The 16,871-nt window shown below is 50.4% G+C and carries 13 protein-coding genes; 9 read left to right on the top strand and 4 right to left on the bottom strand.

Annotation, left to right across the window (positions count from 1 at the left end; all coding sequences use genetic code 11):
- Positions 1 to 42: 42 nt before the first annotated feature.
- The 3 genes from DXD02_RS01630 to DXD02_RS01620 form a co-directional block, all read right to left on the bottom strand.
- Positions 43 to 3,636, bottom strand: a complete 3,594-nt coding sequence (locus DXD02_RS01630; protein ID WP_118666289.1) for an ABC transporter ATP-binding protein/permease — start codon at positions 3,634 to 3,636, stop codon at positions 43 to 45.
- Between the two features lie 189 nt (positions 3,637 to 3,825).
- Positions 3,826 to 4,149, bottom strand: a complete 324-nt coding sequence (locus DXD02_RS01625) for a helix-turn-helix domain-containing protein (RefSeq protein ID WP_118666288.1) — start codon at positions 4,147 to 4,149, stop codon at positions 3,826 to 3,828.
- 218 nt (positions 4,150 to 4,367) lie between these two features.
- The gene (locus tag DXD02_RS01620) at positions 4,368 to 4,736 is read right to left on the bottom strand and encodes a DUF1292 domain-containing protein (RefSeq protein WP_117509071.1); all 369 of its coding nucleotides are present in this window, start codon (positions 4,734 to 4,736) and stop codon (positions 4,368 to 4,370) included.
- A gap of 278 nt (positions 4,737 to 5,014) precedes the next feature.
- On the opposite strand from DXD02_RS01620, the gene DXD02_RS01615 reads away from it, so the two are divergent.
- The 8 genes from DXD02_RS01615 (at position 5,015) to DXD02_RS01580 (ending at position 14,039) form a co-directional block, all read left to right on the top strand.
- Positions 5,015 to 6,079: a branched-chain amino acid aminotransferase gene (locus tag DXD02_RS01615; protein ID WP_117509070.1), complete on the top strand. Its 1,065-nt coding sequence runs from the start codon at positions 5,015 to 5,017 to the stop codon at positions 6,077 to 6,079.
- A 114-nt stretch (positions 6,080 to 6,193) separates the two neighbouring features.
- On the top strand, positions 6,194 to 7,654 hold the full coding sequence (locus DXD02_RS01610) for an aminotransferase class I/II-fold pyridoxal phosphate-dependent enzyme (protein ID WP_158554953.1): 1,461 nt from the start codon (positions 6,194 to 6,196) through the stop codon (positions 7,652 to 7,654).
- A gap of 81 nt (positions 7,655 to 7,735) precedes the next feature.
- The gene (locus DXD02_RS01605) at positions 7,736 to 8,491 is read left to right on the top strand and encodes an exodeoxyribonuclease III (RefSeq protein WP_117509068.1); all 756 of its coding nucleotides are present in this window, start codon (positions 7,736 to 7,738) and stop codon (positions 8,489 to 8,491) included.
- 96 nt (positions 8,492 to 8,587) lie between these two features.
- Positions 8,588 to 10,483 carry an alpha-amylase family glycosyl hydrolase gene (locus tag DXD02_RS01600; RefSeq protein ID WP_118659132.1) on the top strand — a complete coding sequence of 632 codons (1,896 nt, stop codon included), beginning with the start codon at positions 8,588 to 8,590 and terminating at the stop codon, positions 10,481 to 10,483.
- A complete protein-coding gene (locus tag DXD02_RS01595) occupies positions 10,461 to 11,078 on the top strand; it encodes a DUF5662 family protein (protein ID WP_243106343.1) in 618 nt (205 codons plus the stop codon). Before DXD02_RS01600 ends, DXD02_RS01595 begins: the two co-directional genes overlap by 23 nt.
- A gap of 162 nt (positions 11,079 to 11,240) precedes the next feature.
- A complete protein-coding gene (locus DXD02_RS01590) occupies positions 11,241 to 11,684 on the top strand; it encodes a GntR family transcriptional regulator (RefSeq protein ID WP_118666287.1) in 444 nt (147 codons plus the stop codon).
- Positions 11,685 to 11,716: 32 nt separating this feature from the next.
- Positions 11,717 to 13,309, top strand: coding sequence for a xylulokinase (locus DXD02_RS01585; RefSeq protein ID WP_334294908.1), 1,593 nt, complete (start codon positions 11,717 to 11,719; stop codon positions 13,307 to 13,309).
- A 34-nt stretch (positions 13,310 to 13,343) separates the two neighbouring features.
- Positions 13,344 to 14,039: an L-ribulose-5-phosphate 4-epimerase gene (locus tag DXD02_RS01580; protein ID WP_022461490.1), complete on the top strand. Its 696-nt coding sequence runs from the start codon at positions 13,344 to 13,346 to the stop codon at positions 14,037 to 14,039.
- Positions 14,040 to 14,153: 114 nt separating this feature from the next.
- Here the strand turns inward: DXD02_RS01580 and DXD02_RS01575 are convergent, their stop codons facing one another.
- The gene (locus DXD02_RS01575) at positions 14,154 to 15,182 is read right to left on the bottom strand and encodes a LacI family DNA-binding transcriptional regulator (protein ID WP_055266684.1); all 1,029 of its coding nucleotides are present in this window, start codon (positions 15,180 to 15,182) and stop codon (positions 14,154 to 14,156) included.
- A 312-nt stretch (positions 15,183 to 15,494) separates the two neighbouring features.
- On the opposite strand from DXD02_RS01575, the gene DXD02_RS01570 reads away from it, so the two are divergent.
- A complete protein-coding gene (locus DXD02_RS01570) occupies positions 15,495 to 16,868 on the top strand; it encodes an ABC transporter substrate-binding protein (RefSeq protein WP_118659136.1) in 1,374 nt (457 codons plus the stop codon).
- The last annotated feature ends 3 nt before the right edge of the window (positions 16,869 to 16,871 follow it).

Here is a 16,871-nt window from a genome sequence, read left to right as displayed (position 1 = left end):
GCCGCTTTTTGCGTACTTGCAAAGTGTGTTTTAAGGATCAGATTATTCTGTCCGGAGTGCCGTAACCGGATCGCTTTTTGCCGCTTTCTTCGACGGAATCAGACCGCCGATCAGGGTCAGAACGACGCTGAGTGCAATCAGAACAAGCGCCGGGACGAGTGGAAGAGAAGCACTGACCTTCGTCGTATCCGCCAGATGGTGGATCAGAAGGTTGCCCGGAATCATCAGAAGCAGCGAGAGTCCGATGCCGATCAGTCCTGCACAGAGTCCGATGATGAAGGTTTCGGCATTGAAGACCTGCGAAATATTGCGTTTCGAAGCACCGATCGCGCGCAGGATACCGATCTCTTTCTTACGTTCCAGAACACTGATATAGGTGATGACGCCGATCATAATCGAGGAAACCACAAGGGAAATGCCGACAAAAGCGATCAGCACGTAGCTGATGATGTTGACGATATCCGTGACGGAGGACATCAGAGTGCCGACCACATCGGTGTACGAGATTACCTGCTCGTTTTTGCCTTCTTTTTCCATCGTGTCATTGTAACCGTCGAGGATGGAGACAACGTGTTCCTTGCTCTCAAAGTTTTTCGGGTAAATGCTGATCGAAGAGGGTTCGTCAAAATCAGCGTAGCCCAGTTTCTGCAGATTGCCCTCATAGGTGGAAGAGCCGGAAGAACTAAGAGAAGCGAAGAGCTCCTTCATATCATCCTCAGTCATATTCATCTGGAAGGCACTTGCAAAGGCATCGGTGTCAATCTTCATGGCATCGCCCATCGAATCCTGCAGAGAATTACCGACCTGCGTCATGGCGCGCTCCATCTCGGACTGAATTGCAGAGGCCATCTGCGTCATCATCTGTTCCATCGCGGAAGTGATCTGTGTCTGCAGAACCGAGGCGACAGAAGCGGAGTAGCTTCCCATAACGCCTGCCATGTAGTTTGTGAGCGCAGAAGAAACCTGGGACTGCAGTCCGTCGAGATCGACGATTTTTGTGATACCGCTGTTCAGCCGCTGCTGGCCGTCCACCGTGTTCAGGTAGGCGATAAAGTGCTGGCCCATCTCCGTCGGATCCGGCAGGCCGTTCTCCTTCACGTAAGCGAGATAACCGTTGGAAAGCTCCGTCGCAAGCGCAGTGAGCTGGTCGGATGTAATTTCGATATTGCCGTTGTTCTGCATCACCTCGGAAATCCAGTCGTTGATGATCTGAACAGCTTCTTCGGTCTGCAGATACTCCGCAAGATAAGCATCAAACTGTTCCGGATCGGTGTAGCCCATCTTGATCAGGTATGCCTGATACCCTTTGAAGATCCGCTGAATGAGTTCCTGGATCTGTTCCTGTGTAATGGAAACACCGCCGCCGTCTGCAATGATGGTCTGGATGTGGCGCCGCAGGATTTCCTGTGCTTCCGTGGAATTGATGTAGGAGACGAAATCCTCCTGTAAATGGGAATAATCCGCCTCCGGGTGCTCCGAGGCGTAGCCCTGATAGCCCTCCATGAGGCTGGAAGCCAGTTCCTGCATGCCGTCTTCACTGACATTGAGAGTAAGCCCGGATAAAATCTGGCCAAGATCAAGCTGCGGCAGTCCGTCGAAATTAAGAGAGATCTGACTGAGGTCAATCGCACCCGCGAGATCCATGCTGCTTCCGGCGTCCGCAAAGGCGCTGGAAAAATCAAGGTTCATGGAATCACCGGAAAAAGCACCGGAGAGTGCGGAATCGTCGAACTGGAAAGCGTTCTGCAGCTTGTCCTCATCGACAGTGATAAAGGAATCCATATCAAGACCGCTGTTCTGATCCACGGTGCCGAATTCCTGATTCGTAAAGACATCGATGGAGGAGTCCGCCATCTGCTGTTTCACAATCTCGGATTTCTTTGCTTCCTCCACAACGTGGCGGGTCAGCGATGCCGGGTAATTGATGCCGGCGGTCAGGGCAGAGGCGGCAGAGTCAGGGGACGGCTGGACAATACCGGTGATTGTGAGCTTTTCGCCGTTGGCAACGAGTTTTTTCATATAGTCTTCGTTGTCGCTTTTATCTTTCCAGACCTGATACTGACTGTCGTATTCGTAGCAGTCTGCGCTGTTCACAAGACGGAACGTGGTGCCGAGAATATCATCGTAGGAATACGTGCCGATGGAGGAAGGGGTCTCGACGGTTTCTTCATTTAAAAACTGGCGGACCATCTCATCCAGCTCGAGTGCATCGCGGAGCCCCAGGGTGTAGAGCAGAAAATCACTCATTCCGCCGTCGGAAGTGAGGACAAGCACACATTCGTTATAGTTTTCCGGCCAGTGTCCGGCTTTTAAGTCGTACTGGTTCTCGTACAGGGAAGCCGTGTCCGGCATCTCGTAAAAGACGTTGGTGCTCATCATGGATGACATGATGCCGTTGGAGCTTGCGCCAAGGCCGAGCGAGCGGAACGACTGGTCCGGGTGCACCTGGCGGATGGAATCGCCGTCTTCGCGGTAGATCTGCGGCGTGACGGAGTAGGAATATTCGATGGCATTTGTGTAGTCGGAAATGCCGTCCGCACCGCCGTCAAGGTACTTTTTCAGGGAAGCGAGATCGTTGGAGTTCATGGTGGAGAACATGTTGGTCACGACTTCCTGGACTTTGATTTCATTCTTTTTGCCGGAATCTTTTGCGTCTTTGCCGGCATTCTGTGAGCCGACCATCATCGAAGTGAGGTCAAAGCCGGTGCTCTGGATCTGAAGCGGATATTCGGAGAGAGTTTCCTCTTCCATATTCTGAATATACTCGTTGACACCAGAGGAGAGTGCCAGAATCAGTGCAATGCCGATGATGCCGATCGAGCCGGCAAACGAGGTGAGTAAGGTCCGCGCTTTCTTGGTGCGCAGGTTATTAAAACTTAAGGAGAGCGCCGTCAGAAAGGACATCGACGATTTGCCCATGTTTTTGTGCTTGGGAGGAAGCAGGGTTTCGGAATCCGGCTCAAACGGGTTCGTGTCGGAGCAGATCACACCGTCGCGCAGGGTGACGATCCGGTTGGCGTAAAGCTCGGCGAGCTCTGGATTGTGTGTGACCATGACGACAAGGCGTTCTTTGGCAACTTCCTGCAGCAGGTCCATGACCTGAATACTGGTGTCGGAATCGAGCGCGCCGGTCGGCTCATCGGCAAGCAGAATTTCCGGGTCATTGACAAGAGCGCGGGCGATGGCGACACGCTGCATCTGACCGCCGGACATCTGGCTCGGCCGCTTGTGGAGCTGTTTTCCAAGACCGACCTTTTCAAGTGCCGCGATTGCTTTTTTGCGCCGCACCTCTTTGGAAACACCGGAAATGGTAAGCGCCAGCTCTACGTTTGCAAGGACGGTCTGGTGCGGGATCAGGTTGTAGCTCTGGAAGACAAAGCCGATCGTGTGGTTCCGGTAGGAATCCCAGTCGCGGTCCTTATACTTTTTCGTGGAAATGCCGTTGATGATCAGATCGCCGCTGTCATAGCGGTCGAGGCCGCCGATGATATTCAGAAGCGTCGTCTTTCCGGAACCGCTCGGCCCTAAAACAGCGACAAACTCGTTGTCGCGCAAATTTAAGGACACATCGTCGAGCGCTTTCTGTACCAGCGTCCCGGTCCGGTATTCTTTTTTGATATGCTGAATCTGTAGCATGAAAGGGTAACTCCTTCTGTGATTAATATGTGAACAGTTGTCCTTTATTCTACAACGAAATACGGGAAAAGTCCCGGGCTTTAGAAAAATTTAAGAAAAGTTTATCGACAGAAAAAAAGTTCCGCCTCTGTTTCAGAAAAACAAAAAACGGAACTTTCTTTATCTGTGATACTTATGATGCCGGAAAAGTCAGACTTCCATCAGAAGACCTTTCATATAAGCCTTTAAGATTTTCTTTTTCTCCAGTGAAAGATTATTGTAAAGCGTAATGATTTCCTGTTGTCCTTCGGTAAGCTGCAGGGCATCCGGCTGGTCGAGAAAGAAATCGGCAAGTGTGATGCCGAAAGCGTCGCAGAGCTTCTGCAGGGTAGGGATGGTTGGAATATTGGTGCGGTTTACCATATTGTTTAAGGTAGAATAGGGAATGTCTGCCTCTTTTGCAAGGCGGTAATAAGTCCAGGAGCGCTCGCGGCATAAATCCTGAATGTGCTGTATCACATCTTTATCTCTCATAAAAAGATACCTCGTATTCCTATGTAATGTAGCGGCATGAAAATTGCTACTCACATATATTATACGTCTGTAAAAGAATAGAAACAGATCTTAAAGAGAGATGCAGAAAAGCTGTACAAATAAGAAATAATGGGAATTTGAGAGAAAAAGAGAGAAAAACCCGGCAGGAAAATAAGGTCTCCCGCCGGGTTCTGCAATCGTTTCAAAGTCTGTGATTCTTACTCTTCGGTGGAATTTTCTTCCATCTCGTTGAACTGCTCGGTATCCATCAGCTCGTCGAATGCGTCTGCTGCAATTTCGTACTCTTCATCGGAATCGATGTTGTCGAGGTTCGGCTGGCCGTTCTCTTCGTAGTAACGATACAGATAAACTTCGCCGTCTTCGTTCTCGCCGTTTTCATCGAGCGGCAGAAGAGCGATGTACTCTTTCTGGTTCGGAGCTGGGAAAATGGTCAGTACGGCACATTTTACTTCGGTATCGTCGTCCAGTGTCAGGGTAACAGTCGGCTGATCCAGATCCTGGCAGTCGCTGCCGCAGTCTGCGCAGTCTCCGCTGCAGGATGCGCTGTTGAATAATTCTTCACTCATTTGTATTACCTTCCTTTTTCGTGTTCAAGTCTTATCAGGTTCTTGTCTGCCATTCTAACAGATAATAGAAAAAAACACAATGGCTGTGCCGGGAAAGCAGAAAAAATGCGGCTGATACAGGAAAATACGGAAAAGATACAATAAATAAGAACGAAAAAATGAAAAATTAGTCGTATTTTCTATTGACTGTTTTCGGGTACAGTTTTATACTATCACTATTGAATCTAAATATACAGGCAGCTGAACAAACTTATCCTCAACTGCCGGGGAGGCAAAAAATGGATATCAGATTTGAAAAAAGAGAACATTTACAGGAAAAACCGGATCAGAAAAATCTTGGATTCGGAAAACACTTTACAGACTATATGTTTGTCATGGACTGGGACAAAGAGCAGGGATGGCATGACGCAGCAATCGTACCGTACGGCGGAATCCCGATGGATCCTGCAACCATGGTACTTCACTATGCACAGGAAACGTTCGAGGGACTGAAAGCCTACAGAACAGCAGAAGGAAAGATCCAGCTGTTCCGTCCGGAAATGAACGCACGCCGTATGATTAAATCCAACGAGAGACTCTGCATGCCGGGCGTACCGGAGGAGATGTTTGTAGAGGCTGTCAAAGCACTGGTTAAAGCACAGGAAGACTGGGTACCGTCTGAGCCAGGTACATCTCTTTACATCCGTCCGTTCATGTTCGCTACTGAGGCAAGCCTTGGCGTACATATGGCAAAATCCTACAAATTCGTTATCATCACCACTCCGGTTGGAGCATACTATGCAGAGGGCATCAACCCGGTTAAGATCCTGGTTGAGGATGAATATGTTCGTGCAGTCAAAGGTGGCACAGGATTTACAAAATGCGGCGGTAACTATGCAAGTTCCATCGCAGGCCAGGTAAAAGCAGAGAAGATGGGATGCACCCAGGTTCTGTGGCTGGACGGCGTACATCGTAAATATGTAGAGGAAGTTGGAACCATGAACATCATGTTCAAGATTGCCGGCGAAATCTACACCGCACCGCTGGAAGGAACTGTTCTTCCGGGCGTAACCCGTGATTCCCTGATCCATATCTTAAGAGACTGGGGATATAAAGTAAACGAAACACATCTGTCGGTTGACGATCTGATGAAAGCAGGTCATGACGGCACACTGGAAGAAGCATTTGGTACTGGTACAGCAGCAGTTGTATCTCCGGTTGGTGAATTTGTATACAAGGACGATTCTGTTGTTGTAAATGACTTCAAGATCGGTGAGCTGACCCAGAAACTGTACGATACCCTGACCGGTATCCAGTGGGGTAAACTGGAAGATAAATATGGCTGGACTACTCCGGTAGAATAAACCATATAAAACAGAAAAATGCAGATAAGGGGGTCCTTCCCGCACAGCGGTGCGGGGAGGATTCTTTCGCTTCAGAAAAAGATTCAGAAATCGTTTGAAAGGAAACAAAGCAGAATGGATCAGAATCGAATGCCTCTTGTGGAGGCGTTACAACAGTTCCGGGAGGAAGCACCGGCCTATTTCCGTATTCCGGGACACCGGTTTGAGCGCGGGCTGGATGAGACGTTAAACGGAGCGTCGCTTGCGGCGTATGACCTCTCGGAGGCAGAAGGGCTTGATGATCTGCATCACGCGGAGGGCGTGATTGCAGAGGCGCAGAAACTGGCGGCGGAAACGTGGAAGGCAAAAAAAACTTTTTTTCTTGTCAACGGCACAACATGCGGCAACGAGGCGATGGTGCTTTCGTCTGTGAAAGAGGGCGAAAAAATCATTGTTCCGCGAAACGTGCACAAATCGGTGCTGATGGGCCTGATTTTAAGCGGAGCCACACCGGTTTATGTGATGCCGGAGTACAGCACGAAATGGCAGATGTGGGGCGGCGTAACGCCGGAGACGATCGAAAAAGCCTTCGCGGAAACGCCGGATGCGAAAGCCGTACTTCTGGTCAGCCCGACGTACTACGGTCTTTGCAGTGATCTGCAGGCGATCGCAGAAATCTGTCACTGCCACAACGCAGCGCTTCTTGTCGATGAAGCACATGGATCGCACCTCTATTTTTCCGAACAGCTTCCTCTCGGCGCACTGGAAAGTGGTGCGGATGCCTGCGCGCAGAGTATCCACAAAACGGCGGGTTCCTTTACACAGAGCTCCTTCTTATCACTCGGTTCTGGCCGTCTCGATGAGGCAAGAGTGGCCGCCAATCTGCAGATGGTACAGAGTACATCGCCGTCCTACCTTCTGATGGCATCCCTCGATGCGGCGCGGCGCGGGATGGCGCTGCACGGAAAAGAGCGAATGGAACGCGCGCTGGAACTCGGCCAGAGGGCGCGGCAGGAGCTTGCAAAGATCAAAGGAATCGAAGTTCTTGGGACCGAGATGGAAGGAACGTGCGGCGTATGGAAGATCGACCTGACGCGTCTTGTATTCTCGGCAAGAGAACTTGGTATTTCCGGCTACGATCTGCAGGTGCGTCTGTACGAGGAATACCGCGTCAGTACAGAGCTTGCCGACGAGGAGAACGTGGTCTGCGTTATTACCTGGGCAAACAGCGAGGAAGATATCACACGGCTGATCGATGCGCTGGCAGGAATTTCGGCAGCAGAGAGCGGGAAAACGACGGGGCGGACGAAGTTTACAGAAAAGCAGTGGCTGTTCCGCAGCCTGCCGGAGATGGTAAAGACACCGCGCGAGGCATATTTTGCGGAGAAGGAAGCCGTTCCGTTTGCAGAAGCGGAAGGACGAATTGCAGCCGAGATGGCAGCCCCATATCCGCCGGGAATCCCGCTCATCTGCCCGGGCGAGCGGTACAGCAGAGAAATGTTGGAACTGATGCGCCAGTATAAAGCAGACGGCTGCGAATTTCACGGACCGTCGGATGCGTCGCTGGAAGTGCTGTATGTTCTGAAAGAGGAATAAAAGAAAACGGAAGTCGGTTCCCAGCGTTTTGCAACAGAAACCGCAGAGAACAGACTGTAAGGAAAAGGAGATGAATTGCGTATGAAAAAAATGATATCCTGGAACGTAAATGGACTGAGAGCCTGCATGAAGAAAGGCTTTCAGGAATACTTTGAGGCGGCAGATGCCGATATTTTCTGCCTGCAGGAGACAAAGCTGCAGGAAGGACAGATCGACCTTGAGCTGCCCGGCTATCATCAGTATTGGAATTATGCGGAAAAGAAAGGATATTCCGGCACGGCCCTGTTTACCAAAGAGGAGCCGATTTCTGTTCGCTATGGTATCGGAATCGAAGAACATGATATGGAAGGCCGTGTGATCACGGCAGAGTTTCCGGAATACTTTGTTGTAACCGTCTACACACCGAATTCGCAGGATGAATTAAAACGCCTTGCCTACCGGATGGAGTGGGAGGATGCGTTTCTTTCTTACTTAAAAGGACTGGAGCAGGAAAAACCGGTGATTTTCTGCGGAGATCTGAACGTCGCAGCGACCGAGATGGATATCAAAAATGCAAAGGCAAATGAGAAAAACGCCGGCTTTACGAAAGAGGAGCGCGAAAAATTTGCTGTGATCAAAGAAAAAGGCTTTGTTGATTCCTTCCGTATGCTGTATCCGGACACCGTGACGTATTCCTGGTGGTCATACCGCTTCCAGGCACGCCAGCGGAATGCAGGATGGCGGCTTGATTACTTTATGGTATCAGAGTCCTTAAAAGATGCAGTTGCAGATGCCAAAATCCATACCGAAATTCTCGGTTCCGACCATTGCCCGGTGGAACTGGATTTAGAGGTATAACAATTGGTAACATTGGTCAATTGACAATTTTATTCAAATGATTTACATTAATAGTATGACAATTGCAACAAATTATAAAAAATAAGGGCGGGAATTATGATACAGACAAAAAACAGAGGAAAATATCGAATTTTACCGGGAAATCCGGAGAAAATGGGCGCATCGGCGACGAAAGACGGATACAATTTTGCCGTAGAAGTATCAGATGGAAAAAAAGCAGAGCTTCTGCTGTACCGGAAAGGTCACCAGAAACCGTTTCTTACCGTGCCGCTTCCGGAAGAGGAGCGCACTGGCGTGATCAGTTCCGTGGAAATCACAGGCCTGACGGTAGGAAAGTTTTCGTATGCCTACCGGATGGACGAAGCTTTCTGCTTGGATCCGTATGCGGGAGCAGTAGAAGGAAGAGAAACCTTCGGTGCACCGATGGAAAAAGAAGAGGGCGCCTGCTGCTGCCTTCTCCCGGAGTACCCGGTAATGCGCACCACCTCACTGCACCGGCCGTATGAGGAGACGATTCTGTATAAGCTCCATGTGCGCGGTTTCACCAAAGACGGAAGCTCCCGTGTAAAGAACAAGGGAACGTTCCGCGGCGTGATCGAAAAAATTCCATACTTAAAAGAACTCGGTATCAATGCAGTAGAGTTGATGCCGTCCTATGAGTTTTTTGAGTGGACCTCCCTTACGGAGCCGGCCTATGTATATCCGGCGCCGGTGGAAGAGAAGCGCGTGAATTATTGGGGATACGGCACAAAGGCCCTGTATTTTGCTCCGAAAGCTTCGTATGCTGCATCCGCAGATGCCGTCGCAGAGTTCGCAGAGATGGTCGATGCCCTGCATGAGAATGGTATCGAATGCCTGATGGAATTCTGTTTTGCCCCGGGAACGCCTTCTGGTTTTGTCCTGCAGGTTCTGCACCACTGGCAGCTCCGCTACCAGATCGACGGTTTCCATCTGGTCGGCGATGCATCGCTGGCAGAAGAAGCGTCCAAAGATGCACTCCTTCGGAAGACGAAACTGATTTTCCTCGGTTTTGACGGCGAACGGATCTATCAGGGAAAACGCCCTTGGTTCCGGAATTTAGGGGAACACAATCAGGGCTACCAGTACCATATCCGCCGCTTCTTAAAAGGCGATGAGGGCAGCCTTTCCGACTTCACCTATTATCTGAGAAGAAGCCCGGAGACACACGGTGTGATTAATTATCTTGCGGATCACGACGGTTTTACCCTGTATGACAGCGTTTCCTACGAACAGAAACACAATCTGGACAACGGCGAAGACAATATGGATGGTTCCAACGAAAACCTGACCTGGAACTGCGGCGCAGAAGGCGTGACCCGGAAACCGGCTGTGCGCGCGCTGCGTCTCCGCCAGCTGAAAAATGCCGTTCTCATGCTGATGACAAGCCAGGGAACACCGCTGATTTACGGCGGCGATGAATTCGGCAACAGCCAGAAGGGCAACAACAACGCCTGGTGCCAGGACAACAAAACCGGCTGGATCGACTGGAAAGCAGCCGCCCGGAATCCGGAGTTTGCCGCCTTTGTAAAAGCAGCAATCGCTTTCCGGAAGGCGCATCCGGCGCTGCACGGCGAACGCGAGCCGCGCCTCATCGACTACAAATCCTACGGCTGCCCGGATATGTCCTTCCACAGCCAGAGAGCCTGGTTCTCCCAGATGGAAAACACATGCCGTTTTATTGGCGTCATGTACTGCGGAAGCTATTTCCAGGATAAAGACGGCAACAAGGACGACGACCTCTATATTGCCTACAACATGCACTGGAATCCGCATGAGCTGGCACTGCCGTCCCTCCCGGAGCAGAAGGTCTGGTATCTGACGGCCGACACCAACACACCGGAAGTCTTCCTGACAGAAGAAAATCAGAAAAAAGTCAGCGCAAAAACGGTCATCGTGCCGCCGCGCAGTATCATAATTTTAACAGGAAAGCAGGAGAAGAGGCAGAATGATGAAAGCATGGCAGCACTTTAAAACCATTACCACACACAAAATGTGGGTCATGCGGTACTGCTTCAAAATAGGACTGTACTGGCAGGGACTGACCCACGACCTCTCGAAATATTCGCCGACGGAATTTCTGGTCGGCATGAAATACTACCAGGGCGACCGGAGTCCCAATAACGCCGAGCGCGAAGACACCGGCATGTCAAAATCCTGGATGCACCATAAAGGGCGCAACAAACATCATTTTGAATACTGGATTGATTACGGTATCAATTGTGGCACCATCATCAAAGGCGTCCCAATGCCGCGCCGCTACGTTGCCGAGATGATTATGGACCGCATCAGCGCGTCCCGCGTCTACCTCGGAGACGCTTATACCGATCAGGCGCCGTACCAGTATCTCAAAAAAGGAATCGGCCACCTCTGGTTCGTCCATCCCGAGACACTTTCACAGCTCGAATTTCTGCTGCGCATGCTCTCGGAACGCGGCGAAGACGATACCCTCTATTACATCCGCTACCACTTCCTAAAAGGTGACCCCGTCCCGCGAATGCACTGTCCTCAAGAATGCACCGTCTACGAAGAGGCCATCCGCAAGAAAGTGTCCCCGTCCACTCATTAAGGTATTGGACCCACCCGCCCTCCCGATACTCCTGAGCGTCCCTTTCCCACAACAAAAATACAACTTGTCACGACAACCGTACAAGTTGTATTATAAATTCCAGAAAGGGGAATCACCAATCACATAGAACCAACCACCGGCAAAGCCAAATACTACACCCTGATGGAAGCCCTAAAAGAGCAGATTCTCTCCGGAACCATAAAACCCGGCCAGAAGCTTCCCTCCGAAAACGAACTGACCCGGGAATACGCCCTCTCACGCCACACCGTCCGAAAGGCCCTCGCTCTTCTCGAAAATGAAGGCTACATCACCGCCCAGCACGGCAAAGGAACCTTTTGCTCCGAGCGCGTAATCCAGCGTCATAATTCAAAAAACATCGCCGTCACCGGATACGACAACTCGCTGATCGGCCAGAGCAGTCCGATCGGGATCACGACCATTGCCCATCCGCAGGAAAAACTCGGTGAGATGGCAGCAGAGCTCATTCTCGAAAAAATCAGAAAAGTCCCGGAAGAAGAAAGCAGCGTCAAACGCCTGATTTCCCCGGAACTCATCGTAAGAGAATCCACCGCAGGAAAAAATCTGTCAACAGAGACGAAAAAATAGAAAAGAACCCAAGGGAGGAAAAAACAATGGGAATGGATGCAAAAACAGCAATCCTCGAACAGAAAACAGCACTTGGCATTGAGTTCGGCTCAACCAGAATCAAAGCCGTCCTGATCGGCGCAGACAACGCCCCGATCGCATCCGGAGATCACGAGTGGGAAAACCGCTATGACAACGGCGTGTGGACCTACACCCTCGAGGACATCTGGACGGGCCTGCAGGATGCCTATACCAAAATGGCAGCTGATGTCAAAGAAAAATACGACATTACCCTGACCCGCGTCGGAGCCATCGGCTTCAGTGCCATGATGCACGGCTATATGGCATTTGACAAAGCAGGAAACCTCCTCATGCCGTTCCGCACCTGGAGAAACAATATCACAGAAGAAGCAAGCGAGAAGCTGACCGATCTTTTCGGATTCCACATCCCGCAGAGATGGACTATCGCCCATCTGTATCAGGCAATCTTAAACGGTGAGCCGCATGTGGCAGATATCGACTACGTGACAACCCTTGCCGGATACATTCAGTGGAAAATGACCGGCGAGCGTGTCGTTGGTGTCGGCGAGGCATCTGGAATCTTTCCAATCGATTCTGAAACCAACACTTACTTTGCCGACATGATCGCCAAATTTGACGAGGCAGTCGCAGACAAAGCATATTCATGGAAAGCACTCGATGTTCTGCCGCACGTTCTGACCGCAGGTGACAATGCCGGTGTTCTGACAAAAGAAGGTGCCGCACTTCTCGACATGTCCGGAAATCTGGAAGCAGGCATTCCGCTCTGCCCGCCGGAGGGAGATGCCGGAACAGGTATGGCAGCAACAAACAGCGTCCGTATCAGAACCGGAAACGTGTCTGCCGGAACTTCCGTTTTTGCTATGATCGTTCTGGAGAAGAACCTCTCCAAAGTATACCCGGAGATCGATATGGTAACAACCCCGTCCGGTCATCCGGTTGCCATGGTGCACTGCCAGAACTGTACTTCTGATCTGAATGCATGGGTCAATCTCTTCCGTGAATTTGCGCAGACCTTCGGCATGGAAATCAGCACGAATGATCTGTTCGGCAAGCTGTACAACAAAGCCCTGGAGGGCGACGCAGACTGCGGCGGACTCCTTGCCTACAACTACTTCTCCGGCGAGCACGTAACCGGCTTCAACGAGGGCCGTCCTGTCTTCGCACGTACTCCGGATGCGAAATTCAATCTGGCAAACTTTATGAGAGTCAACCTGTTTACTTCCCTTGGCGCCCTGAAAGTCGGCCTTGATATCCTGATGAAAGAGGAGCATGTGCAGGTCGACCAGATTCTCGGCCACGGCGGTCTCTTCAAGACAAAAGGTGTCGGCCAGAAGATCCTCGCAGGTTCAATCGACGCACCGGTTTCCGTCATGGAGACAGCAGGAGAGGGCGGAGCCTGGGGCATCGCACTGCTGGCTTCTTATATGATCAATAAAGAAGAGAATGAAACACTCGAGGATTACCTCGATGCAAAAGTCTTCGCAGGAAATGCCGGAACCAAGATGGATCCGGACCCGGCAGACGTCGCTGGATTTGAAGTATTCACCGAGCGCTACAAAAAAGGCCTGCCGATTGAGCGTGCAGCAGTAGAGAGCTTAAAATGAACCATCGTTTGGGAAAGACAGAAAGGACAACACAATGTTAGAAGAACTGAAAAAAAGAGTATACGAAGCCAACATGCTTCTTCCAAAATACGGACTGGTTACCTTTACCTGGGGAAATGTCAGCGAGATTGACCGGGAAAGCGGTCTGTTCGTCATCAAACCAAGCGGCGTGGATTACGACCTGCTGACACCGGACGATATGGTTGTCATGGATCTGAACGGAAACAAAGTAGAAGGACGCTACCGTCCGTCTTCTGACACCCCGACCCATCTGGAGCTGTACAAAGCATTTCCAGAGATCGGCGGCATTGTTCACACCCATTCCTCCTATGCGACAAGCTGGGCACAGGCGGGAAGAAGCATTCCGTGCTACGGAACAACCCATGCAGACTACATCTACGGTGAAGTACCGTGCCTGCGCTGCCTGACAAAAGAAGAGATTGACGAGGCATACGAGGAAAACACCGGCCATCTGATCGTCAATGAGTTCAAACGGATGGGAAAAGATGTAAAAGCCGTTCCGGCCGTTCTTTGCAAGAACCACGGACCGTTCACCTGGGGCAAAGATGCGCATGAGGCTGTTCACAATGCTGTTGTCCTCGAAGAGGTTGCCAAAATGGCATACCGTGCCGAGACCATCAACCCGAGAATCCAGCCGGCACCGCAGGAGCTGCAGGATAAACACTATTACCGTAAACATGGTGCAAATGCTTATTACGGACAGAACTAAAAAAGAGTAAGAAGATAAGAAAAGTGTCATCCACAAACTGCAGGGCACACAGCCCGCAGGTGGATGACACTTTTTTGATAAAAACATTTTTATGATAGAAATCTGCTTTTAAAATCAAGTGGTCGTCTGACGCCGGATCAGAAGCGGCGGAACGGTCTTGTGAACCGGCTCGGCAAGCGGCACCGGGTGGCGTTTTTTCCGTTCCTGCATCTGGGAGACCAGAAGGGAAACAGCCTCGTCTGCAATCTGGTCAATCTGCTGGCCGACAGTGCTGATCGGATAGATAGCCTGCTCGGAAATCGGCGCACCGTCGAAGCCGATGAGTTCGTAATCGTCCGGCAGGGTATGGTATTTGCGGATCAGAAGATTTAAAAGAATATTGGCATGATCATCGTTGGAGAGGAAGATGCCCTTTTTCTGACCGGCATATTTTTGTTCGATGTTGTCAAAGATTTCCTGCAGCGGTGCTGCGGCTTCCTGATAGGAGAGTCCAAAATCCCGAATGATAACCTTGTGCGGTACACCGGCCTTTACACAGGCATCCTGGAAACCGGCGAGACGGCGGTAGGCAGGAACATTTTCTTTGGTCGGTGAGTTCAGATGAATCAGGACATCACAGTGGTTATGAATCAGAAGCGAAGTCGCTTCGTACGCGCCGAGGTAGTTGTCTGTATTGACACTGCTGACGAACTGGTCTTCGCGCTCAATTGCAACGACCGGGATCTGCAGATCGGAGAGTTCGCGGGAGGAGAGTGTATGGGAGAGGACAATGAGGCCCTCGATTTTGTACGACATCAGCTCCTGAATGTAGCGGTGCTCCGTCTCGTCGTGGCCGTTTCCGGCGAAGACGAGGAATTTATAGCCATATTTCTCATAAGAAGCAAGAATCTGATTCAGCATCTCGGAATAGTAGTTCATGGAGAGGCTCGGGATCAGGACGCCGACAAATTCGGTCTGTCCGTTCGCGAGAATTTTTGCCACTTTGTTTTCTTTATAGTTCAGTTTATCCAGTGCATCGGAAATGATCTGCTGATTTTCCGGTGTCAGGGAATCCGGGTTGTTGAAATACCGGGAAATGGTTGTTTTGGAAAAATGCGTGTACTGTGCAATATCATTAAAGGTTACATTTTTTTTTCGTGCCATAAGTTCAAGTGTCCTTCCCTTCAAAAGTGTTGCGTGAATCATGTAAGCTTTCAGAAAAAAACAAATAATATATGAAGATAGTATAACATTTCTCGCCCGCCGGAACAAGCGGGAATCGGTTAAGTAACCGGTTTTGTAAAAGTTCCACAAAAGCCAAAAACAAAATTATGGAAAATCACGAAAAGTAAAGAAAATATTGACGAAACCCACTGTCAATGCTATGATAAAGACAATGAAAGTAACCGGTTACTTGACCGGTTACACAAAACGAAGGACAGGACCAGCTGTCCAGAGATAACAGGAGGAATTGTGATGAGAAAGAAATTTAGTGCCAGGGCGGCAGCTCTTGGAATGTCTGGCGTGCTTCTTACTTCTGCACTGACCGGATGCACCTTCGGCTTCGCAAGCGATCCGGATGACCCGAACGCAGTAAAAGAAGAAGTGCCGATCGACATGACCACCGATACTTTCCAGTACGATACGTCGCTTTCCGGAACGAGTATCGTCATCATGAACACAAAAGCAGAAATCCAGACAGCACTGGAAGAGATTGCAAAAGTGTTCGAGGAGAAAGCAGGCGTACATATTGAGATCATGCCGGTAACAGACGGCGATTCTCCTTATACCAAAGTAGTCAGCCTCTACAACTCCGGAAACCCGCCGACACTTTCCATTCTGGATACGACCGATGTCATTGCACTGGCAGAAGAAAAAGCAGCCGACTTAAGCAATGAAGCATGGACCGGCGAGGCAGAAGAGTACCTGACCAAAATCAACGGAAAGGTTTACAGCTTCCCGCTCTGTATCGAGGGCCGCGGTATTATCTACAACAAGAGCGTGATTGAAGATACCTTAGGTACCGAGTTCGATCCATCCGATATCAAAACCCGGGACGATTTCGCAGCACTTCTCCAGAGCCTGCGGGACAACGGAATGAAGAATCCGATCTCCATGGCAAAAGAAGACTGGTCCCTTGGAGCACACCAGCTGCAGTACATCTACGAGACATACAACGGAACCTCCGACGGTGCAGCAGAAGTCATCAACGAGCTGAAGGACGGAACCTTATATCTGCCGGACTACACCCGCATGAACGAGTTCCTGAATACCTTTGACCTGTTAAAAGAGTACAACGTAGCAAAGGGCGATCCACTCGGCGCAGATTACGATGAGATGGCAATTGACCTGGCAGACGGAAAAACCGCTTTCTGGTTCAACGGAAACTGGGCATGGCCGAACCTTGAGGAGGCAGGAGCCGAGACGACCGACGAGTACGGTTTCCTTCCATACTTCCTGAACAATGATCCGGACGACTTCGTCAACAGCAAAATCCAGGCATCCCCGTCCAAACAGATCATGCTGGATGATATCGTGGCTACCGACGAGCAGAAAGCAGCAGCAAAAGAGTTCCTGAACTGGCTGGTTTACAGTGAGATCGGACAGCAGATGGTTGTAAAGACCTGCAGCCTGATTCCTCCGTTTAAAAACAACCCGAACGAGCCAAGCGATCCGTTAAGCCGCGACATTTACGAAAAAGTACAGAACGGCGGAGCATTCAACGCATCTGCGATCGTGCCGAACGATCACTGGTCTGTCCTTGGTGCGGCAATGCAGAAATATCTGGCCGGAAGAAGTGACCGCGAGGAACTGATAGATTCCATCCAGGCATACTGGGATGAGCAGTAAGCC

Source organism: Blautia sp. TF10-30 (assembly GCF_003481245.1).
Classification (GTDB): domain Bacteria; phylum Bacillota; class Clostridia; order Lachnospirales; family Lachnospiraceae; genus Fusicatenibacter; species Fusicatenibacter saccharivorans.
The sequence above is the reverse complement of the archived record's forward strand: the minus strand, read 5'-3'. Positions and strand labels throughout refer to the sequence as shown.